At 61.9% G+C, this 22,004-nt stretch carries 18 protein-coding genes; 6 read left to right on the forward strand and 12 right to left on the reverse strand.

Going from position 1 to position 22,004, the window contains the following annotated elements; translation table 11 throughout:
- Window positions 1-3: 3 nt before the first annotated feature.
- Window positions 4-3,489 (reverse strand): amidohydrolase family protein, encoded by a 3,486-nt coding sequence (locus P8L30_14085; protein ID MDG2241329.1) that lies wholly within the window; start codon window positions 3,487-3,489, stop codon window positions 4-6.
- Window positions 3,490-3,587: 98 nt separating this feature from the next.
- Complete coding sequence (locus tag P8L30_14090) at window positions 3,588-3,764, reverse strand: hypothetical protein (GenBank protein MDG2241330.1); 177 nt, start codon at window positions 3,762-3,764, stop codon at window positions 3,588-3,590.
- Window positions 3,765-3,897: 133 nt separating this feature from the next.
- On the opposite strand from P8L30_14090, the gene P8L30_14095 reads away from it, so the two are divergent.
- The 4 genes from P8L30_14095 to P8L30_14110 all read left to right on the forward strand — a co-directional run bounded on the left by P8L30_14095 (window position 3,898) and on the right by P8L30_14110 (window position 7,872).
- Window positions 3,898-5,166 carry a hypothetical protein gene (locus P8L30_14095; GenBank protein MDG2241331.1) on the forward strand — a complete coding sequence of 423 codons (1,269 nt, stop codon included), beginning with the start codon at window positions 3,898-3,900 and terminating at the stop codon, window positions 5,164-5,166.
- 377 nt (window positions 5,167-5,543) lie between these two features.
- Complete coding sequence (locus P8L30_14100; GenBank protein ID MDG2241332.1) at window positions 5,544-5,960, forward strand: Rrf2 family transcriptional regulator; 417 nt, start codon at window positions 5,544-5,546, stop codon at window positions 5,958-5,960.
- A 170-nt stretch (window positions 5,961-6,130) separates the two neighbouring features.
- Window positions 6,131-6,709 (forward strand): hypothetical protein, encoded by a 579-nt coding sequence (locus tag P8L30_14105; GenBank protein MDG2241333.1) that lies wholly within the window; start codon window positions 6,131-6,133, stop codon window positions 6,707-6,709.
- Window positions 6,710-6,810: 101 nt separating this feature from the next.
- Window positions 6,811-7,872 (forward strand): PQQ-dependent sugar dehydrogenase, encoded by a 1,062-nt coding sequence (locus P8L30_14110; protein MDG2241334.1) that lies wholly within the window; start codon window positions 6,811-6,813, stop codon window positions 7,870-7,872.
- A gap of 66 nt (window positions 7,873-7,938) precedes the next feature.
- Here the strand turns inward: P8L30_14110 and P8L30_14115 are convergent, their stop codons facing one another.
- Window positions 7,939-8,985, reverse strand: a complete 1,047-nt coding sequence (locus tag P8L30_14115; protein MDG2241335.1) for a ChaN family lipoprotein — start codon at window positions 8,983-8,985, stop codon at window positions 7,939-7,941.
- A 158-nt stretch (window positions 8,986-9,143) separates the two neighbouring features.
- On the opposite strand from P8L30_14115, the gene P8L30_14120 reads away from it, so the two are divergent.
- Entirely contained in the window at window positions 9,144-10,652 is a 1,509-nt protein-coding gene (locus P8L30_14120) for an FMN-binding glutamate synthase family protein (protein ID MDG2241336.1), read from the forward strand.
- Between the two features lie 9 nt (window positions 10,653-10,661).
- Here P8L30_14120 and P8L30_14125 read toward each other — a convergent pair whose 3' ends face one another.
- From P8L30_14125 to P8L30_14150, 6 genes are all read right to left on the reverse strand, one after another.
- Complete coding sequence (locus tag P8L30_14125) at window positions 10,662-11,897, reverse strand: reductive dehalogenase domain-containing protein (GenBank protein MDG2241337.1); 1,236 nt, start codon at window positions 11,895-11,897, stop codon at window positions 10,662-10,664.
- Window positions 11,894-13,594 carry a serine hydrolase gene (locus P8L30_14130; GenBank protein MDG2241338.1) on the reverse strand — a complete coding sequence of 567 codons (1,701 nt, stop codon included), beginning with the start codon at window positions 13,592-13,594 and terminating at the stop codon, window positions 11,894-11,896. The genes P8L30_14125 and P8L30_14130 overlap by 4 nt, the downstream gene beginning before the upstream one ends.
- Complete coding sequence (locus tag P8L30_14135) at window positions 13,591-14,316, reverse strand: AAA family ATPase (protein MDG2241339.1); 726 nt, start codon at window positions 14,314-14,316, stop codon at window positions 13,591-13,593. The genes P8L30_14130 and P8L30_14135 overlap by 4 nt, the downstream gene beginning before the upstream one ends.
- Before the next feature lie 248 nt (window positions 14,317-14,564).
- On the reverse strand, window positions 14,565-14,711 hold the full coding sequence (locus P8L30_14140; protein ID MDG2241340.1) for a hypothetical protein: 147 nt from the start codon (window positions 14,709-14,711) through the stop codon (window positions 14,565-14,567).
- A gap of 305 nt (window positions 14,712-15,016) precedes the next feature.
- Window positions 15,017-18,124, reverse strand: coding sequence for a hypothetical protein (locus P8L30_14145; protein MDG2241341.1), 3,108 nt, complete (start codon window positions 18,122-18,124; stop codon window positions 15,017-15,019).
- Complete coding sequence (locus P8L30_14150) at window positions 18,079-18,546, reverse strand: hypothetical protein (GenBank protein MDG2241342.1); 468 nt, start codon at window positions 18,544-18,546, stop codon at window positions 18,079-18,081. Before P8L30_14150 ends, P8L30_14145 begins: the two co-directional genes overlap by 46 nt.
- Window positions 18,547-18,631: 85 nt before the next feature.
- On the opposite strand from P8L30_14150, the gene P8L30_14155 reads away from it, so the two are divergent.
- Complete coding sequence (locus P8L30_14155; GenBank protein ID MDG2241343.1) at window positions 18,632-18,973, forward strand: hypothetical protein; 342 nt, start codon at window positions 18,632-18,634, stop codon at window positions 18,971-18,973.
- 3 nt (window positions 18,974-18,976) lie between these two features.
- On the opposite strand, the gene P8L30_14160 is transcribed toward P8L30_14155, so the two are convergent.
- From P8L30_14160 to P8L30_14170, 3 genes are all read right to left on the reverse strand, one after another.
- Window positions 18,977-19,348: a type II secretion system protein GspG gene (locus P8L30_14160; GenBank protein ID MDG2241344.1), complete on the reverse strand. Its 372-nt coding sequence runs from the start codon at window positions 19,346-19,348 to the stop codon at window positions 18,977-18,979.
- 81 nt (window positions 19,349-19,429) lie between these two features.
- On the reverse strand, window positions 19,430-21,181 hold the full coding sequence (locus P8L30_14165) for an MDR family MFS transporter (GenBank protein MDG2241345.1): 1,752 nt from the start codon (window positions 21,179-21,181) through the stop codon (window positions 19,430-19,432).
- Between the two features lie 71 nt (window positions 21,182-21,252).
- Window positions 21,253-22,004 (reverse strand): hypothetical protein (locus tag P8L30_14170; GenBank protein MDG2241346.1); only part of this gene is annotated, 752 nt, incomplete at its 5' end.

Here is a 22,004-nt window from a genome sequence, read left to right on the forward strand (position 1 = left end):
CGGCTAGTTCCCCGATCCTGGCTCGACCCTCCACCACCACTGGGTCGGAAGCGCTTGTTGCCGTGGCCATACCTCGTCGAGCGTAGCCGCCTCATAGAGTCGGCCATTCTTCATCACGAATTCGATGTCGGTCGTGTTCTGGAGGTCATCCAATGGGTTCGAGTTCAGGATCTGAAGGTCCGCGAGCTTCCCGACCTCGATCGAGCCGATGTCACCGGCAAGGCCGATGGCGTCTGCGCTCATGATGGTGGCCATGTTGAGTGCCATATGAGGGTCCATGCCCCCGGACGCCATCATCCACAATTCCCAATGCGTCCCCAACCCTTGGACTTCACCGTGTGACCCGAGGCCAGCCTGGCCACCCGCTTCCATCCATTTCACGAGCTGCTCGGCGTGGATGAAGTGCGGGTACTGATCCGTGCGGTACCACTGCGTGCTTTTCCACTTGTCCAGCTCGTCGTGCGGCGTGAACCGCTTCAGCCGTTCGATCTCGTCCATTTCCGTGTGCGTCAGGTAATACTGCCGGCCAGACGGCCCGCCGTAGGCCACGATGAAGGTAGGCGTATAGACCATCTGGCTCGCTGCGCCGAGTTGGACCACATCGTCGAAGAATGGGCTGATGGGGAGGGAGTGCTCCAGCCCGGCATACCCGTCCTGCGCGAGCGTCATGTTCATCGTGAAGTTCGAACCACCTTCCGTGGTCGGCGTGAGGCCAAGCTCGTTCGCCGCCATGATCACCCACTGTCTGACCTTCCGATCACCCGCCAGATATTGCTTGATGGTCTGGGTGTTGAAGTGGTCCGAATACCGCCGGAGCGCGTTGCGAGCGTCGTCGAGGCTCTTGATCTGATCGGCTCCGAAGATGCCTGGCCCGGTCGAATAGAGACGTGGCCCAATCAGCTCGCCGGTCTCCATGAGGTCACTGTAGGTGACGATATCTTCCGAGGACGTCTGCGGATCTCGCTGGGTGGTGACCCCGTACGCCAGCTGAGCCAAGAACTGAGACACCTGACCCCGATGCACACCCCACGCGACCCAAGCGTGTGCGTGGATGTCCACGAGACCCGGGTAGATCGTCTTACCTGACATGTCCCGCACGTCGGCCCCGTTGGGAATGTCGACACTGCCGGACGGACCCACCGCCACAATTCGATTGTCCCGTACCACGATGTCGCCGCGCTCGATGATCTCGGCGCCGTTCATGGTGATCAGGCGAGCACCGCTCAGGACGACGGTGCCTTCCGGGCGGTCCTTATCAACCGTGATGTCGACATCGAAGCGGGCCGCTTCGTAGACCGGGCCTTCGTCTTCCTCTTCCTCGTCCTCGTCTTCATCCGCACCGGCTTCCTCCTCCGCCTCGTCTTCGGGCTCGTCGCCGGCTTCGGCTTCAGCCACCGCTTCGGCCCTCGCCACTGCGATCGAATCGGCAATGAGTGCATCCCCGGTCGCGATGTCATACTGAAAGAAGCTTCGCCCGATCGAGTAGTACGCGACCTGCCCGTCTGCACTCCATCCGGCGAAATCACCCCCGATCGTCGTCAACCGGCGCGTCGGCACGGACGACGACCCAGCCACAGAAACGGTTGGTGCCTCGCCGCCCACGGGAGGGACGGTGATCATGAACACGTTCCTGTTCGCCCGGACCAGGGCGCGCTTTCCGTCAGGCGACAACACGACCTCGTCCGGCGCTCCGCCTCCCCCCGGCCCCGCCGAGGGGGCGCTGACCTTCACGACCGTGCGTACATCCGTCCCGTCGAAACGCATGGAGAGCAACCCTTCGCGGCCCGCCCAGGCATAGATCCGGTCGGGATCAGGGCCCGCATGAGGAGCGTTTCGGCCCTGCTGGGTCGCACCACTCGCTACCCAGGTGATGCGGCTGACGTCCCCACCGTCTGCCGGCAACCACACATACTCGAGTTCGGCGTTGGCGCTGTGCCCACCAAAGTCCTCGAGCATTCGCATCCGATGCATCTTCGAGCCACGGACCGCCAAGAGGCGTGCGCCGTCCAGCGTGTAGGCGACTTTGTCGAAGAAGGCGGACATGGTCGTAAGGCGCTCGGGGTCTCCATCACCGTTGGAGCGAACGCGCCAGATGTCGCCACCCACCGAGTCGTTCCACGTCACATAGGCGATGTACTCACCGTCCGGCGACCACACCGGCGCGTGCTCCACATCCATCGCCTCAGTGAGGCGTTCAGCGTTGGTGATGACTGGGAAGCCCTCATCCTGCGTCCCTGCAGCATCCGGCAGGTCAGCCACCCACAAGCGATCCAGAGCAGAGAACACGACGCGGTCGCCGTCAGGAGAAGGCCGGGCACCACGAATCTGCGAAACCGTCAGTTCACGATCGTTGATCGGGTACTCGAACTTCGCCCGCGGTCCGAGCTCTTGCTCGACCCGCGCCGAAAAGGGGATCTCCGATGTTTCTCCCGACGGCACTTCGACCCGCATGATCTTGCCACCGTAGCTCGTAATGAGCGCGCTGCCATCTGGCGTCCAGGCCGAGCCCGGGTATACGTCCCGATCTCGCGTACCGCCGCCCTGAGACTCGTCGCGCTGCACATCCATCACGAGCCAGTTCTCTTCGCCTGTCGCAATATCGCGCAGCTTAAGAACCTCACGCGCGTCGTATCGCGTAGCATAGACCAACCATCGACCGTCGGGGCTCGGCATGGGTCGGAACGCGCCTTCGTGTTCGTGCGTCCGCACGTGCACGCGGCCCGTCTCCCGGTCCAACATCCCGATCTGATACGGCCCAATCTCTCGCGCCGAACTGCGCGGGGTATGGTCCGGGCCGAAGTTCTCCTCGAAGGGCTCTTCGACCAAACCGTCGACCGACGCCCGCAATCCGTTCGGGACAGAACCGCGGACATTGAGCCACACGAAGCGCTCATCGTTGCCGAACGCGGCACCGAAGTGCGCCGCCGGCGCGGGCGCACCGTCCTCGCGATGCCCCGTGACCTGAACACCCGAACCGCCATCACGGTGGTAGAGCCATTGTTGCGTACCCTTCGCCGTCATCACGTATTCGCCGTCGGGCGTCCACACGGGTGACATGTAGTTCTGTCGTTCGCCATCGGTGAGTTGACGGGCGTTCGCCCCATCCGAGTCGGCGATCCATACATTCTCCGATCCATCTCGGTCACTTACGAACACGAGATGCTCGCCACCTGGTGAATACCGAGGCTGCATGTCGTAGCCCTGCCCGCTGGTGATCCGCGTCGCGATCCCTCCGGAAACCGGGAGCGTGTACAAGTCTCCCAGCAGCTCGAACACGATTGTCTCACCATCCCGGGACAGGTCGAGCGAAATCCACGTGCCTTCAGTAGCCGTGAATTCCATGGAGTGAGTCGGAATCAACGGGAGAGAATTCCCGCGCCGAGCCGCACGCGCCGAACTGTCGTTTTGTTCTACCGTCTGGGAGATCGCCACCGTGGGGATCGCGACAAGAGTCGCAAACACGGCCACTACACGAACGAATCGAGACATCGAGCTTCACCATAGGCTGGAGTTGAGGCCCAAGAGTGCGACGGGCGGGACAGATTGGCTACTCCCACCTGCCCGACCCGTCTTCACGCTCACATCGGTCAGTCGCGACCGACGTCCTGGAGCTGCTTCACGCGATCAACCGTCCGCGCGGCTTCCGTCTGTATCCGAACGACCGGCGGCACACCTACGGGAGGGTCCTTGAGAACCCAGAACTTGCCACCCTGGGCCGGGCCATTCTGGGCAGCGTGACCGACAAGGTCGTCCGTGGCTCCCATGTGCCGCTCCTGATCTATCGGCCTCCAATTTCAGAAACGACGTCCTCCGAGCTATAGCCGAGGGGCGTCTCGAGACCTAGCCTGACGGGGACGGTTCCTGCCGCGCGCAGGAACCCGCACCCTGGAGGCTTTTGTGACAGGTCGAAACGTATTCCTCGGTATAGCCGTATTCCTGTTGTTTGTCGCTCCGACAGGTGCACAACAATCACCCCAGACCCAGACCGACGACTACACGCGTTACGAGCTTCTAGAGCCAGGCAGCGCCGGATTTCGAATCATCTATGACGTCACGGCCACAACAGCCGGAGCCCGTTTCTACTACAACAGCATCCGAGCCGGGGCCGAAGAGGAAGTCCACAGTGTCACGGATCTCCACAGTGGAGATCCCCTCGAGTGGGGAGTTGTGGACGGAGCACACGCTCGAGCCAACGGACACCCGCGCGCCGGCCTCGAAGGCCGCTACATCAAGGTGACCCTCGCCCGCCCCGTGCCAGAAGGCGGTCAGGGCCGCGTTCGCATCGATAAGACCTATTGGGACCACGAGTCCTATTTCGAGGAGGACGGCACGATCGTCTTCGATCGGTCTTTAGGCATCCGTCGGAACGCAGTAGTGCTCCCCCAGGGCTACGAGTTGGTTAGCGCCAACTATCCCGTGCAGGTGGATGCTGAAGAAGACACGCGCCTACGCATCAGCTTCATGAATCCAGGGCCTGGAGGTGTGCCGCTCCAGATCAGGGCGCAACCCCTCCCAGCGGGTACGGCCCGTCCCACTCGCGAAGCACGAAGCGGCGAACGTGTACCCACCACGGGAGGCGGGTCGCCCACGCGTGCTCGCGTCGACTACGTGGTATCGGAACGAGCCTTCCAGGACAGGGACATCACGTATTTCCTCCAGCAGCCTGAGACCCACTCGTTCCGGCTCTTCCACGACTACACCGAGTCGCGCCTCGGGATGGACCGATACATCAACATCGTACGGACCGGGAGTTCGGCATCGGACCCTGAGGCTTATAACCTGGACACGGGCGCACGTCTCGAGGTGGAACAGCTCAAGGGGGCAGCAATCACTGCTAGGGGCGTGGACATCGGCAGCGCACCAACTGCGGATACGGAAGTGGTGGCCATCTGGTTCGACCCCGTCCCGGAAGGTGCCTCTGTTCGGCTGAGAATCTGGGAGACGTACACCGACGCCGGCCGTTATGTCTTGAATGGCGGCCAGTTCGTGTGGGATCGAAATTTCGGGCGCCCGAGAAACACCGTCGTGCTCCCAGACGGATGGTATCTGACGGCCAATTCGATCCCGGGAGTCATAGACCGGACGGCCGACGGCAACGTCCGAATCCGCTACACCAACCCACGGCCGGACGGCATCCAGGTCTTTGTGAAAGGCCAGCGTCGCTAACGCTTCGGTTTAGCCGCCCCGCGCCACGAGTGCGCAGAAGCTCGCGCCTATTCCTCGACACCGGTCAGCCAGGCTTCCGCCTTGGGAATGGACTCGAAGATCTGCATATGAATGCCGTGCCTTTCGATAAATAAGGCAAACATGCGGTTAACTCCGTAGTACAGGCCTGGGTCAGCCACGACTGCACACTTGCCGCCCACCGCTTCAGGGACATAAGTCAGAGGGTCGGCCACCGGCAGTCAAAGTTGAACGTCGTAGATGCCGTACGCGTCCGCCTCTTGCAAGGACGGAGCTGTCAGCCCTCTGGCATGTTTGCCCGACCGTTAATTGCTCATATTCTCATGCTAATAGCCTCCATTGAGAACCGACCCCACCGGATGATTCTCTCAAAAACTGCCGTCTACGCACTCAAGGCGACGCTGTATCTCGCTGAGCAAGCATACGGAGAGCCCGTGCGAGTTGACGATATTTCGGCTGCCTTGGACGTCCCGCGGAACTACCTCTCCAAGATTCTGCACGTTCTGGCGCGCGGTAACGTGCTGGATTCGACTCGAGGCCCCAAGGGTGACTTCCACCTGGCCCGGCGGCCTGAAGAGATGACCCTCGAAGACGTTATTGAACATTTTGACCACCTCGTTAGCGGTTCTGCATGCCTATTGGGTCGCAGCGAATGCAGCGATACGAACCCGTGCGCCGCGCACGACCGATGGAAGAGCACTTCGGTCGCGGTCCGCACCTTTTTTCGTGAAACAACAGTTGCGAACCTCGCCCATACGGGAGTACTGCCAGCCTAGCCTATCGCAGCTTAGTCGGGCATAGCCCGCGCAACCCTCCTTTTTCGCGGATACGGTGCATTTGAAGAAGAAGCGTCATATCGCCTACTGACCCGTCCCGGCCGCAAGCCGATTGAGGGAACGTTTTGAGAGCACCTGCGGATTCATCTGTCGAAACCAAGAGCCCCAGAATGACACAAACCACATCTCGTGCGTTACAAGTCGCCCTCGTCCTGACGGCACTGGCCTTCACGATTCCGTCCAATGCCGAGGCCCAACGGAGAGGCAGGGACGACGGTGAAGACAAGCTCCCTTGGCCCTCGGTGATGGCTGGGGTGACGATCGGCTATGACGACAGGTCGGCCGCTGAGCTCCTAGGCGCACAGCTCAGGCTCCCTGTGCTACGCAACGGTATGGTCGAGCTCGTGCCCAGCGTCAGCGCGACGTTCGCCAACGGCCTCAAAGAGTACCAGTACAATGCCGACCTCGTATTCGTGACAGGAGGCCGCTCTGGTGGTTTGTACGTGGGCGGCGGCATCGCACAGCGAAACACCATTCTTACCGACAATCCTTCCGACCCTCGTGAGACGCTGACAGGGTACAATCTCGTCGCAGGCCTGAAGGGCGGAGGGAACGGCGACCTAATCGGTGTTCAGATCGAGTCTCGGTGGAGCTTCTTCGATGAGCTCCCCTTCGATCCGCGCGCGATCACGCTAGGTGTCAACTTCGCCCTCACGGGGCGGAACCCAGATGGAGCGCCCAGGCGCTGATTATTCGGAGGGGGTGGGTCCTGCTTGGATTAGTCGCCCTCTCGGCCTGTTCCTCATCGACCGGGCTGGGCCTGGAACCATCATCCGAGATTGATCTCGAAGTGGAGTGGGTCGCAGTGGCTGAGGGGCTCGAGGCTCCCGTCTACGCGGTGTCTCCTCCGGGTGACCCCCGCCTGTTCGTTATAGAACAACCTGGCCGCATCCGAGTGATACGAGATGGGTCCCTGGTCTCGGTCCCATTTCTCGACATCACAGACCGAGTTGGCTACGGCGGCGAGCGGGGCCTCCTGGGACTCGCGTTCGATCCAGATTACCGGGCGACTGGGCGGTTCTGGGTGTACTACACGAACACCGCTGGGAATACAGTCCTCGAGGAGTACCGCGATGTGGACCGGAGTGATCGGGCGGACCCTTCCAGCGGGAAGTTCTACCTTGAGATCGAGCAGCCATTCTCGAACCACAACGGAGGACAACTCGAATTCGGGCCCGACGGGATGCTCTACGTTGGGGTCGGAGATGGAGGTGGAGCGGGAGACCCCGATGAGAACGGCCAAGATCCCGCCACCCTACTCGGTTCGATTCTCCGCTTAGACGTACTGGACCGGCTCGGCCCTCCTTATGAGATCCCCTCGGACAACCCGTTCGTCGGTGACACCTCCCGCCGAGCCGAGGTTTGGCACTATGGGCTCCGGAATCCATGGAGATTCTCGTTCGATACAAACTCCGGCGGGCACATGTACGTCGCGGATGTTGGGCAGAACCGGTGGGAAGAGATCAACGTCGTGTCCATCGCGGTGCCGGCGCACAACTTCGGATGGAATACCATGGAGGGCTCGGAGTGCTTCGGTGGTGCCTCCTGTGAAGGAGAAGGGTTCACCTTCCCCCTAGCAGTCTACAGTCACGGCGACGGATGCTCCGTGACGGGCGGCTACGTCTACCGCGGGCTCGAGATCCCCGACCTACTCGGGAGGTACGTGTACTCCGACTACTGCGGAGGCTGGCTCCGGTCGTTCAGGTTGGGGACGAACGGCCAGGCAACCGATCCGCTGCTCCTGGTCGAGGAGCGGGCAGGCGCAGTGACGTCTCTTGGCGAGGACGCGCGGGGGGAGATCTACGCCACCCTACTGGATGGGCGGGTGCTCCGTCTGACCCTGAAGAAGTAGCCGAGGTGCTGGAGATGAGAGCTGACCGCCGAGTCTTTCAGGCCCGCGCTTACGTACTGCCCTTCGTCAGTTACTCTCAGGCATCGAGTGCGGGTTCGCAGGCTTCTTGGTGAGGATCACATAGTCGCCTAACCCATCGTGCTCGTCGTCGTCCCAGGCGTCGATGTCCTCGACAGCCTCCATGACGATCGAGAGCACCCTAGTCCCCGGCCTATAATCCTCGATGCGCTCGGGAATTCCTGTCCCCCGCGCGACGTGGAAGGACCCGGCCATGTGGAGAACGAGTGATCCCGGGTGTTCGGATAACGCACTCGTGACACGGTGACCCATCGCGGCATCCCAGAGCGCTTGGGAGTAGATCACGTTGGGGCTCATCCCGTAGGCGTGTTGCTCCCGTTCTCCTTCCTCGTCTTCCGCAGGCTCGTCCTCTCCTGCGACGGACATAGGCTCCGAAGCCGGCTCGGCCGCCGCCATCGAGTCCATTTGCGCCCGCATTTCTTCCATCGAAGCGGCCATGACGGCGTCCCATTGGGCCCGATATACATCCGAAGGGCCTGGATACGGGAGCGGCGGGAGAAATTGCGTCGCGGAAGCGGGCAGGTCCGATAGGGATTCGGGCCCCTCACGGGAAACCCGGTTCACATACCGTCGGGGAGCATTCGCCGCGACCACTGGCAAGCCATGGGCTCGCGCGATCTCCACCATGGGGCGGTACCTGGCTTCATAGTCCGGCCACGGGCGCGCACTGCTCATGAAGTGGTCCTCCGAGATCAGGCCGTCCAGATATTCGTCCACGATGTACTGGACGTCATGCTCAAACATCTCCATGGAAAGAACAACCAAACGTTCGGCCTGCACCCGCTGGAACGCCGCTCCCAAAAGCGACGCCTGGAAGCCATGCCCGATCAGGTCGTCGTGCTGTTCCCCTACCAAAACGACGTCGAAGGACTCGATCTCGGCGAGGATGTCAGCGAACGACGCGAGGTCTCCGTCACGTTCGTAGACACGGAAGTCCGCACCTTCCACCGGAGCGCTCCGCGTGCCTTCGGGGTGCTGACCCTGAAGGGATGGCGCCGCCACGAGAGTCACGGCGAAAAAAGTCAGGACCGACACTGGAAGTTGGGTTCTTTTTGACATCTCAAAAGCTAACGATGCGTGACGCGGTGCCAACGCTCCACCACCGTGCGCTGCGTAGCTCGCTAGGGCGACTTAGAATCCAACCACGTCGGCAGGCCACAACGAAGTCGACCGTCCATAACTGGAGGTACGTCATGATCTGGATCTGGGGCACCCTGGGCGGATTCCTGATATTGGTCGTGTTGTACGACCTGATCCAGACCAAACACGCGATCCTCCGGAATTTCCCGATCATCGGGCACTTTCGGTATGTCCTGGAGTCGGTCGGGCCCGAGCTCCGGCAATACATCGTCACCGCGAATGACGAAGAATTGCCGTTCTCCCGAGATCAACGGCGTTGGGTCTACGCGTCGTCGAAGAAGCAGAACAACTACTCCGGCTTTGGTACGGACAACGATCTAGAAAAGTCGAACAACTACCTCATCATCAAGCACCACACGTTGGGCAGGCCCGAAGAGACCCGCCCCGACGAGATGTATCCGCTCCCCTGTGCGAAGGTGCTGGGCGGACACCGTGGCCGGAAGCACGCGTTCCGGCCATCGTCCGTCGTGAATATCAGCGGCATGAGTTTCGGCTCGCTATCGTCCGCGGCGGTCGAAGCGATCAATCGCGGGGCGGCCATCGCCGGGTGTCTCCACAACACCGGAGAGGGAGGGATCTCACCTCATCACCTGCATGGGGGGGACTTAATCTGGCAACTCGGGACCGGCTATTTCGGGGCCAGAGCACCAGACGGTCGCTTCGACCGAGAGGAGTTCCTGAGGAAGGTCGCGGCGCATCCGGTGCGTGCGATCGAGATCAAGCTCAGCCAGGGTGCGAAGCCCGGACTGGGCGGAGTACTCCCCGGAGAGAAGGTCACAGCAGAGATCTCGAACATCCGAGGTGTCCCACGAGGCGAGACGGTCAACAGTCCGGCCGGCCACCTTGAATTCTCCAACGTCGACGAACTCTTAGACTTCGTGGAGGACCTGGGAGAAGCCTCGGGGCTGCCCATCGGGATCAAATCAGCTGTGGGCCTGCTCAACTTCTGGAAGGAGCTTGCCGACCGGATGGCTTCAGAGGCGCGCGGCGTCGACTTCATCACGGTCGATGGTGGAGAGGGCGGAACAGGTGCGGCGCCCTTTGCCTTCTCGGATCACGTCGCCCTTCCGTTCAAAGTCGGATTCAGTCGTGTCTACCGGATCTTCGCCGAACGCGGCGTGCACAACGACGTCGTTTGGATCGGCTCCGGTAAGATCGGGCTACCCCAACAGGCCCTGCTCGCGTTTTGCCTCGGGGCGGACATGATCGCCACTGCGCGCGGCGCCATGATGGCCATCGGGTGCATTCAGGCGCAGCGTTGCCACACAGGACACTGCCCCACCGGCGTCGCCACGCAGAACAAGTGGTTGGTGCGGGGGCTCGATCCGACCCACAAAGCAGCCAGGCTCGCCAACTACGTCGTGACGCTCCGGAAAGAGCTGACTCGACTGAGCCACGCATGCGATGCGGAGCACCCAGCACTCCTGCACGCAGACCACATAGAAATCATGGACGGCAAGTTCGGGAGTCGTCCTCTGCGCGAAGTGTTCAACTACGAGAAAGGATGGGAATTGCCCAACCCCGACCAGCAAGCCGGCCTGCGATCAGCCATGGACGGCTGACCGCAGAACTCAGCTCGTCCGATCGTCCGGGCCTAAGTACTTCTCGGTGCCGCGCCGCCACCATTCGTGCGGGCCTAAGCGATCACCCGGCGCGAACTTGTCCGCGAGCCAAAGCGCGAGCCTGCGAAAGCGCGTGCCCGCCAGTCGGCGCCACGCCCGAGGCCAGAAGCCCTCGCCACGATTATACGGGCACACGCGGACGCAGATGGAGCAGTCCGAGTTCTGGTTCGCCCAGAACTTAAAGCACGGTTCCGCATTCACGGTCCACTTCGTCACGCCGACCAGGTTGGACTTGTTGTACACCTCGTCTGACGGGGGACCATCCGGAATCGCGTTCACCGGGCAAGCATCTGAACAGCGCCGGCACATGGTGCAGAACTCCTTCACACCGAACGACTTGGGCTGGTCGTGACTCACCGGGAGGTCCGTGAAAATCTTCCCGATGCGAACCCGGGGGCCGTACTCCTCCGTGATGAGAAGACCCAGTCTTCCATACTCACCGAGCCCAGCCTTAACCGCTAACGGCACGGCGAGCGCGCTGTCGTTCATGGTCGCGACAGCTCGGTATCCCAAGTTGATGATGTACTGGGCGAGCCCTAGCAGCACGAGCGTGTCATACGAGTACCCGATGCCTGTCGCGGTCCCGCTGAGCGCCGACGGCACCGTGTCTATGAGATCGCGCTCCATCTCCTGCGCGATCACGATGACGTTGGGCAGGTCGCTCGGAAGCTCCTGAGGCTTCTCTGTTTCGCCCTGCCGGCTGTACTGGTGCGAGTAGACCCAGCGCTCGTCGTAGCCGGTGATCCCCACGAGGTCCGCGCCGAAGACCTTCGCGACGTGTTTGATCTCCCGCGCCATTTGGGTCGGTGATTCTACCGGTACCTGCTGGTCAGGTCCCGGGCGATGAACGGTGAACGGATCGAGAAATCCCTCGCGACGATTCTCGTCTTCCTTGAGCTCAGCAAAGATATCCGGGAGATGCCAAGAGGCGTTTCGAAGGGCGTAGTCCTTCTGCGAGAACCCTTCGGTCTTCTTCCACGTCTTGAGCGGCGTCCGATACGTCTCAAAAAACCGATCCGTCTTCTCCGAGTGGATCTCTGGGTCCCAGAACGCCCGAGAATAGATGTCGAACTTTTGACTGAACCGTGCGAAGCGATCGTCGACCGCAAAGCCAGCAGCCGCGTCGTTTGCGGCCGGGTCGGCTACGTCTCCGCCACTCCCGTCTTGGGGCTTCGAGTCGGTCATCTCGGGAGACCTCCGTCCATTTTTATGAACCTCAGATTGAGCACCCGCCCACGTGTGGCCCGGAAGCCCGCCACCGCGCCGGAGTCATCCCGTAAGAACTGTATGGACCCAAGCGGGAACACCTGCGTGAAGAAAGCGTCTGCGCGCCCCTCGGAATTGAGCGGGATCTCGCCGAGTTTGAGGTTGTAGACCGCCAGCCCTCCTTCGATCTGACGGATCTCGTAGATCGTCTCGATTTCCGGGCTGTAGTAGTGGCCGGTGTAGTCCGCGAACTCTGGGCTCACGGCCTCTCGACGCGCCATGATCTCGACACCAGACTGGCGCTGCAGCAACGTGATCGAGTCCGCCGCCTCGCCGACGTGAAACGTCAGCGACACCGGGAAGTCCTCAGCCTGGAAAGTGGTTGAGGACGTGGCCGTGAGGCGCACCGTGTCCGGACTCGTCGCCCAGAGCGCACCCTCACGCACTTCAAGCTCTACCACACCAATAGGGCTCGCGAATCGACCCTCGAGGGCCTCGAGGTCTGCTTGCGAGAGTTGGACTTCCCCGGACTCATCCGATGCAGTCTCACCCGCAGGTGCGGGCGGCGCGCCCAGTTCGTCCTCGAGAAGGATCATGGTGATCCGCATGTCCCGAAGGGCCGGATTCCCCGTTGCCAGATTCGACAGAACCACGATCCCCAACTCCTGCTCGGGGAACCACGACACGTTGCTCCTGAATCCGGCATCCGACCCGCCGTGCCCAACCCGCGGCACGCCCCGGAACGGGCCGACCGACAGGCCGAGTCCGTAGCCGACCGTGTCGCCATCCGTGAGCACCGCTCGGGTCTGCATCGCGCGGTGCGACTCCGGGTTTCCGACCTCAACAGTCCGGAAGTTGTCGAGCCACGCGACGAGATCTTCCGCCGTCGTGAAGAGGCTGGTAGCTCCGTGGTTCGCGAAGCTCAGAACACGCTTCTCGAAGCCACCACCAGGACGGGTTGCATAGGAATAGGCTCGGTTCGGCACCACGTGTCGGTGGTCATCGTGCACGTGAGTAGCTCCCATCCCCAACGGCTGGAAGATCCTCTCGCCGACGAAGTCCTGAAACGGCATCCCTGATACTCGTTCGACTAGGTCAGCCGCGAGGCTGAAGCCCATGTTGCTGTATAGGTACCGGGTACCGGGTTCGAAGTTGAGTTCCTCTTGTTTCGAGAGGAGTCGCCTCACGTGCTCTTTGGTGATGACGTCGTCCATCCGCCAGCCAGCCATCGCCAAGAGCTGCCACTGGTCACGCACTCCGCTCGTGTGCTGCAGCAGATGTCGAGGTGTAACCAGACCGCCCATATCCGGGACCTCGGGCATGTGCGTCCGAATGTCGTCGTCGAGGTCCAGCTTCCCTTCCGCGGCCAACAAGAGAACCGCCATCGCCGTGAACTGCTTCGACACGGATGCCACGTGGAAAACGGTTTCAGGAGTTATAGGGAGCCCGTACTCCAACTGGGCACTACCAAAACCCCGAGAGTAGATGATCTCCCCTCCGCGGATAATCGCTACGGAAGCGCCCGGGGACTCCGGGGTTTCCAGGTCGGAGAACACTTCGGTGATCCGCGTCTCCTGATCAGTCGTCAGTGCCTGCGCCGCGACCGCCGCCGGGGCGAACAAAAACAGAGGAGCGACGAGCATTGCACCGGTCGCCACCAAGCGAAACCGCTTCATTCCTGGTCCTCCCAAATCCTGCGCAAGTACCGCTCAGGGGCCTGCAAGAAGTCACGCACCAGAGTCACAGACTCAAGGTCGTCAAAGCCGACGGGACTCACAGCCCCGTTGTCGAATGAGTAGATCGTCGCGCCCGGAATGGCCATCAAGATGGGTGAGTGCGTCGCAATCACGAACTGCGAGCCGGTCCGGACCGAGTCCCGGATCATCGCTAAGAAACCGAGTTGGCTTTGCGGAGAAAGCGCCGCCTCTGGCTCATCCAGCAAAAATAGGCCCTGGGGGACCAAGCGCTGCGCGAAGAGGTTCAGAAATGCCTCTCCGTGTGATGCCGCATCCGGGTTTCGTCCATACCGACCCTCCATTTGCCCTATCGAGGCGCGATGCGGCCCTTTGGCGAGGGTACGGGCGTAGTTCGACGACCCTGCCAAGTCTCGATCAATCCGGGCGACCTCCGCCTCGTGCTCCGCGCGCATGGAAGCGAGTTGCTTCTGGAAGCCGAAGAAGTCCTCGGCACGCAGGAAGAAGCCACGATGGGTGCGACCGCGCCACATCAACCGAAGGCGATTGGCCAGTCGGCGCTGCGCCACGAGTGTCTTGTCCGTCTCGAGACGCGATGAGCCAACCGCGGGCAACTTGCACGCGATCGCGAGCGCCTCCATGAACGTCGACTTCCCCGTCCCGTTTTCTCCAACCAGGACAGTGACCGGAGTCTCTAGCGGCATCGAATCAAGTGACGCGATAGACGGCACCGTAAACGGGAAGCCCTCGGCTTGCTCCGGCTTCCGATACCGGACGCCGGATAGCTGGGTGCCTATAGAATGGCTGACGGTCAGCTTCGAACCCCTTTATCGCGTAGACCCTGTGAACGTACGCGGACCGACCACATGAAAGAAGGCGGTCACCCGTCGGGTGACCGCCTCCACTCTTTCCGCCAAGTAGGCTCACGCAATCAGCGCGCCTATTCGAGCAGCTACAGTTCCTCGAGTTCCTTTCGGGCACGATCTAGGATCTCGCGCACCTTCTCGGTCTGTTCGAAGTCCGACTTCGCGACGGCCTTGAAGGCCGCCTTCGAGAGACGACCCCAGCTCCCCCAGATCTCAGCAGACTCTGGACCCATGTTGGCGCCCCAATCCTTTCCAACCTGTGGCGCGCGCCCAGATGGCCTCGACCTCCTCTTTGTAATGAGCGCTTTCAGAAGAGAGTCGCGAAGTCGCCGTCGCTGAGGAACGTGAGGCCACCCGACGCACCGTCTGTCTTCGCGACGGCCTATTCCTGCATATTCGCCGCACGTTGGAGAATCGCGCCGACTTCGTCGTCTCCAAAACGCTTCCCCGGCCGTTTCTCCGGAAGGATCGTCTTCTCCTCTTCGTCGCTCAATCCAAGCTCCTCAACCCCATTTGCCGGCGCGCATCGTGCACGACATCAGCGTCGTCCCCGCCTGGGTACCGCAACAGGCTCACCAGGATCCGGACGCACACCAGCCGCATCCAGTTTCCGATAGAACGCCGGGACATGAGTCGTGATGTATTCGTTGATCGACTCCACCACTGCCGGCACGAGGTCCCACGCCCGATCGATCGCCGCTAGGGCGTCCGCACTCGGCGGACCTCCATTACGCTCAAGACCGGACGCTGCACGCCCGGGGCTCGCGCTCTGCATCTCACTGCGAAGCGAATCGAGCGCCTCTGTGAGCTGTGCAGCTTCTTCCGTGAGTCCCTCATCCGCACCGGACTCGTCGAGAAGCTCCGTGGCTTCGTTGAGCTGCCCCGTCAGACGCTGGAGCGCGCGGTTGGCCAGTGTCATCGTGCCGTTGATCTCTGCGGCACTCCTCGCGGCACTCTGACGAGCGCGAAGAGCAACCATGTTCACCTCAGCACGCGGATCGAGCTGCACCGTCACCTCCTGCTGCACGACCTGGTCGGCTGTTTCGAGCTGAACGACATAGCTGCCCGGCAGTACCAGTGGGCCCTGCGGAGAACCGCCGCCTCGCCCACCGCCCCCACCGCCGCCACCGCCGCCACCCGGCGCCTGTGGTGGAATCTCGATCGGGGCGGACTCCCTGAGATTCCAAACGACACGGTTCATGCCTTCGTCCCCGCTCGCCTCGAGCTCGCGGACGGTCTGTCCGGTCGCCGTGAGGATCTTCACCACCGCGTCCTCCTGCTCGCCCGCCAGCCAATACTGAATCACCGCGCCGTCAGGCGGGTTCTCCGACTCATAGAGGTCGCCCCAGAAAGGCCAGCCACCCAATCGGAAGTACTCCGTCGCGGTCGGCGTTGGGAACAGATATGCGCTCTTATCGAAGACTGTTCCTCCCGCCATGTGTTCGAGCGGCGAGAGGTCGTCCAGGATCAGAATGCTGCGACCATGCGTGCCTAAGACGAGGTCGTTGTCCCGAGGGTGAATGACGATGTCGTCCACCGGAACCGTCGGCATACCCGTCATGCGATTCCACATCTGGCCGCGGTCGACCGACACGAACACACCTTGCTCGTTCCCGACAAAGAGGAGGTTCTGACTCCCAGGGTGCTCACGCACGGCATTCACGGACCAGGCCGGAAGTCCGTTCGTGATCATCTCCCACGAATCACCAAAGTCTTCACTGACGTAGACGTACGCTTGGTAGTCATCGTCCCAATGACGGTCGAAGGACGCGTACACCCGCCCGGCCACGTGATGTGATGCATCGATTCGACTCACGTAGGAAAATGCCGGCAGATCGTCCACGTTCGCGGCCACGTTCGTCCACGTGGCACCGCCGTCCTGCGTCACCTGAATGTTTCCATCGTCTGTACCCACATACACGATGTCCGCGGAAAGCGGAGACTCTTCGACCACTGAAATCGTGCCGTACTGACTCTGCCCATCGTGGCGGGACAACGTCGCGTCAGTCACCAACTCACCCATAATGGGCAGCGAGTCACGGTCGATGTTGTTGGTCAGATCCGGGCTGGCCTCTTCCCACGTCAGGCCCTGATCCAGAGAGCGCATCAGGTGGTTGTTGGCGACATAGATCGTGTTGGAATTGTGCTGAGAGATGGCAATGGGGGCATTCCAGTTGTAGCGATACGCCTCCACTTCACCGTCCGGCCCCGGGCGAGGATTCGGACGCATGGTCAGGGCCTCCCCGGTCGCCAAGTTCACCCTACCTGAGTTGCCGCCCTGCGACTCGGTGTATACGAGGTTCGGATTGTTGGGGTCGATCTTGTTGTAGAAACCGTCCCCTCCCCAGATGTCGACCCAGTCACGGTTCTTCACCCCGTATGGAGTATTGGTCTCGTTGGGGGCGCACCAAGAGCTGTTGTCTTGTAGGCCGCCGCACACCTTGTACGGCTCGCTCATATCAACGCCGATCTCGTAGAACTGCCCGATCGCGAGGTTGTTGTGGTGTCGCCACGTCTGCCCACCATCCCAGCTCGTGGAAATACCGCCGTCGCTGCCCAGCACCACGTAGTCCGAGTTATTGGGATCGATCCACAAGGCATGGTGGTCAACATGGATATTTTCCGCCGCATCACCCTGCCACCACGTCTTTCCGCCATCATCCGATGCGGAGAACGCCACGCCGCCCAGGTAAATACGCTCAGGGTTATTCGGGTCGATCCGCACCATGCTGAAGTACATGGGACGGGGGTTCCTGGTGGATACACGCTCCCAGCTCTCACCACGATCCGTCGACTTGTAGAGGCCCCGCCCACGCTGGTTCGACTCAATGAGGGCGTACACGAGGTTGCCGTCGCGCCGGTACACGTCGATGCCGATGCGTCCCTTGTCACCTGCCGGAAGCCCCTCGGTCAGCTCTGTCCATGTGGCTCCGCCGTCCGTGCTACGATAGAGACCACTGCCGTCTCCGCCCGCGCTGAAGCCGAATGACTTCCGCTCGCGTTGGTACATCGCCGCAAAGAGTGTGTTGGGGTCAGACGGATCCATGACCATGTCAATGGCACCGGTGTGTTCATCGATGTACAGGACGCGCTCCCAGTTCGCGCCGCCGTCCACTGTTTTATAGACCCCGCGCTCTTCATTTGAGCCGAACAGGTGCCCCACCGCCGCCACATAGACCACGTCAGGATTACTCGGGTGGATCGCGATCTTGCTGATGTGCCGCGTCTCGGTGAGGCCCATGTCGCTCCATGTCTGGCCACCGTCCGTGGACTTGAAGACACCACAGCCCCAGGGAGAACTCTGGCGATTCTGGGGTTCACCCGTCCCGACCCACACCACGTTGGGATTGGCTTGATAGACCGTGACGTCACCCACAGAAGCGCACTCTTGATCGTCGAAGAGCGGCGTCCACGACATGCCGTTGTTTTCCGTCAACCAGACTCCGCCCGTCGCGAGGCCTACATAGAAGCTCGTCGGCTTCGATTCAATCGGTGCGACATCGGCGACACGTCCCCCCATGATTGCCGGACCGATCTCACGGAAGTGCATCCCGTCGATAGCCGTCTGAAGCGGCGTTTGGGCGTGAAGCTCGGGGACCATCAGCGTCGCGAGCGCGAGCGCGAGAACCACAAAACGGCGGAACATGGAAACTCCTCTCCATTGGATGTGCAGAGGAGTAAACGGCCGGCGTTGACCGCCCGCCGCAAGGGGCGAGCAGCCGCGAGCCGAGAGCCCCACGCCGGCTGGCGCAGGGGCTGCTCAGTCAGATAGACGATCGAGTTGAGCATGAGGTAGAACCACGTCATGTCTTCGTCGAGCCGCCCAATCGTCGCCATGGCATCGTGCTGAATGACGTAAGCGAAGCCCATCGTAGCAGACAGCTTGCTCGTGTACCGAGGTGTACGTGTCAGGTCGAGTTCATTGGCGGAGTGGATCTCCGCGAGAGCTCCCTGCTCCTCAGCACTGAACGAATGGGAATCAGCACCAAAGTTGATGTCCCTGGCCGGCCGGAATGCCATCTCGAGTGCCCTGTCTTGAAGACCGTGGCTCCCGGTGTGGGCGGGCATGTCCGGAGAAGTCCCACAAAATTTGACACTGATATCGGGGCACCCGACCTTCGCCGAAGAAATTCAGCCGTCCCGGAGACCGGCCATGCGCAAGCTCGCATCCCTCCGGTTCTTGGCCATTTGTGCGGCTCCCTTGGCCGCTCAGGACTTCGATCGACCCGATGGCTGGACCGTTCGTTTTGGTCGCCCCGGACAGACCGAAGCAGACCTCGACACATGCGTCGAGATGCCTCCAGGCTGGCATGTCGGATCCGGTCCGGCAGCCCTCTACTGGGGCCCTGACATGGACATTCCTGGCGACCTCAGAGCTGAGCAGGTCGCGACCGTGCCTCGCTCAGAAGCGAGCGTAGACGGTGTCTTTGGCTTCCGAGTGAATCACGCACTGAATCTTCATATCTCGAAGATCGAGATCACGCCACTGGGTTGAAGCTCAGCTGGGGGTCACGTCGCTGGTCGCGGTGATGTCGTCCTCCGTGCCTTGCACTCCATCTGCCCCCATGGAGCCGACGGTGTAACCCCTCCTCCCCTGCTCCAGGTAATAAGCATTGCCCCAAGGGTCCTCGCCCACGCCGGAAAAGTCACGGCGCAGCCAAGCCTCCCAATTCCCGGGGAAGCCCTCGCCTCGCCCTAGACGCACGTCCAGCTGCTCTGTCATGGCGTCGAGGCGAGCGGGAACGAGCTTGGCGTTCACGCTGTTCACAATAGGCGCGAAGTAGTCGCTCTGGATCTTGGCCCGCGAACTCGGTACCGCCATCGCGATAGCAAGGAGCGCGAACGCAAGCACCACAATGTTTTTGATCATGTCAGCAATGTTGAGCCGGGAGGGCGATTCGTATCGCTAAAGCTGCTCCGATCGCGGGCATCTGACCAGGGATTCGTGAACTTAAGCCTGACTCTCGCCGTCATGCTTCGCCGGAGAAGCTCGGTCGTGAGTGGTCCGGAGCGGCACTTCCGGAATCCGGAGGGAGAACAGTAAGGCGGCCAAAATGAGAAGTGCGGTGAACCCATAAATGCGATTCGTCGCTCTTGTGAAGGCGTCTCGGACGGCCACCTCAAGCCGCGCCACGACGCTGATGCCTTCGTCCCGAATAGCAGTGGCGGCTACAGCCGTCGTCGCTGATGCGGCTCGGATCTCGAAAGAGGCGATGACCTCATCTCGGAGCCCTGCCCCCCCCGTGGACACGAATTCTTCGATCACGATGCCGGATCCGGCCAACTCTGGGATCTCGGTGTCCAATGACGCGAATGCCCCACCGAGCGTGAACCCTAGGACAGTGCCCATGAGCGCGGCGCCGACAGTCGCTCCGGTCTGCCGGAAGAACTGAGAAGCACTCGTGGCCTGTCCGATCAATCTGACGTCGGCAGCGTTTTGGATCGCGAGTGTGAAGAGTGGCATCCCAGGGCCCACACCCAGGCCGCACATCACCATGTAGAGCGTCACCCGCCAGTATTGGACATCTGCGGGCATGAGCGCGAGCAGCACCGCCGCGGCCAAGAAGACGACGAGGCCGCCCGATATTTGCCTGCGATACCCCAGACGATTCACCAACTGACCCGACATCGTCGCGCTGAACACGAGACCCATCGAGAACGGGATCAGAGCTGCACCGGCGCGGGTCGCCGACACCCCGAGCACACTCACCAAGAACAGCGGCAGGAAAATCGTGATCGACATGAACGACGCGCCCACGAAAAATGCAGTCGTGTTGGCGGTCCGGAACACAGGCTCGTCGAAGAGTCGGAAGTCCAGAATGGGCCCGGTCGCCGTTTTCGAACGCCGAACGAACAAGGTCAGCACTGCGACGCCCGTTCCAAAGAGCAGAAGCGTCACCCACGAGGCGAGATCGCCGACCGGTGCGCCCTGACCCAGGCCAGGCAGCCATGGATAGGCACGCTTGTCGAGTTGGAGGGACAAGATCAACGGAAGCATCCCTCCAAGCAGCAGAAGTGCACCCATGATATCGGGGCTCGCCTGAACTTCCTTTGGATCGAGGCGCGGCATCTTGCGAATGATGAACCACAGGGCCAGGCCACCCAGCGGCACGTTCACCAAGAACACCCAACGCCACCCAGCCACACCCGGAATCCATCCGCCGGCATGGTCCGTGAGGAGGCCGCCGATTAATGGCCCGAGGACCGAGGCGACCCCAAAGACAGCCCCTACGAAACCTTGGTATTTCCCTCGTTCCGCCGGGGTGTAGAGATCCGCGATGACGATGAACGTCATAGCAAACAGCCCGCCACCGCCGGTGCCCTGGAGCCCGCGGAAGAGCACGAGCTGCGTCATTCCGTCGCCGAGGAGAGGCAGTGGGCCGAACATGCCCGCAAGGCCGGACAAAACAGACCCCGTGAGAAAAAGACCAATCGCTCCGAGGGTGACCATCTTCCGGGAATACGTGTCGGCGAGCTTGCCGTACACCAACGCGAACGAGGTCGAAGCCAGCAGGTACGCCGTCGCGACCCAGGCGTAGCGTTCCACGCCCTGGAGGTCCTCGACCATCTTGGGCAACGCCGTCGACACAATGGTTTGGTCTATGGCCGCCAAGAACAGCGCGAGCAGGATAGACAGGTAGATGGCCGTACGGTCACGGTCGGAAACCGGAGACTCGAAGGGCCCGGGCGGTGTTTTTGACATGTGGCGTAAAAGGTAACGGCCGCCCGGTCGAGGAGACCGGGCGGCCGCTCAGGCCCTGGACAGCTAGATGGCTATCGCGCGCGCATCCACTCGAAGAACCACTCGAGTTCAGCCTCGCCGTAGCTCTCCTCGTTCTGGAACGGGGAGTTGCTCCCCGAGAGGTCGCCGACGCGGTCCACGACCAACTCTTGGCTCCACGTCTGCCCACCTACTGTCATGCTTACGCTGTACGTGCCGGGTTCCGCCAACGGGGCGCCGCCACCACCACCAGCGCCGAAGCGACGGAAGAGCGACTGGATACCACCACCCGGTGCGATCAGCTCGGCCAGCGTGCGCATCTGCCCGAAGTTTCCAAAGCCACCACCGCCGCCGCCCGGCTGTGACTCACCTGGGCGCTCCGTGAAGCGCTCCGGGTCACCACCAAAGCCACCACGGCCCCGGCCGCCGAAGCCACCTGGAAATCCTGTGGCCTCACCCGTGAAGCGCTGGATGATTGGGGTCAGCGCCGATGCCTCCCAACCCTCGGCCAAGAGAGAGTCCTGAACTTCCAGCGCACGCGTCTTCATCCGTTCTTGCTCGCGCACTTCGTACAGTCCTGGCTCCGCGGCTGGGGGAGCTTCACCGCGCATGTTCCAGCTGACCCGGTTGATACCCTCGCTCACGCTCCCGTTGACGGTCGCGAACTGGGACCCATCGGGTGCACTGAAGGTGATCTCGACCTGGGCGGCTCCGGCGCCAGCACGCCCTCCGGCTGCACCGCCACGGCCGCCTCGACCACCACGCCCACCTCGGCCGCCACCCGTAGCCTGCCCGCCACCGGCCT

The sequence above is a fragment of the Longimicrobiales bacterium genome, from assembly GCA_029245345.1.
In the GTDB taxonomy this organism is placed as follows: Bacteria; Gemmatimonadota; Gemmatimonadetes; order Longimicrobiales; family Gaopeijiaceae; genus CALFPJ01.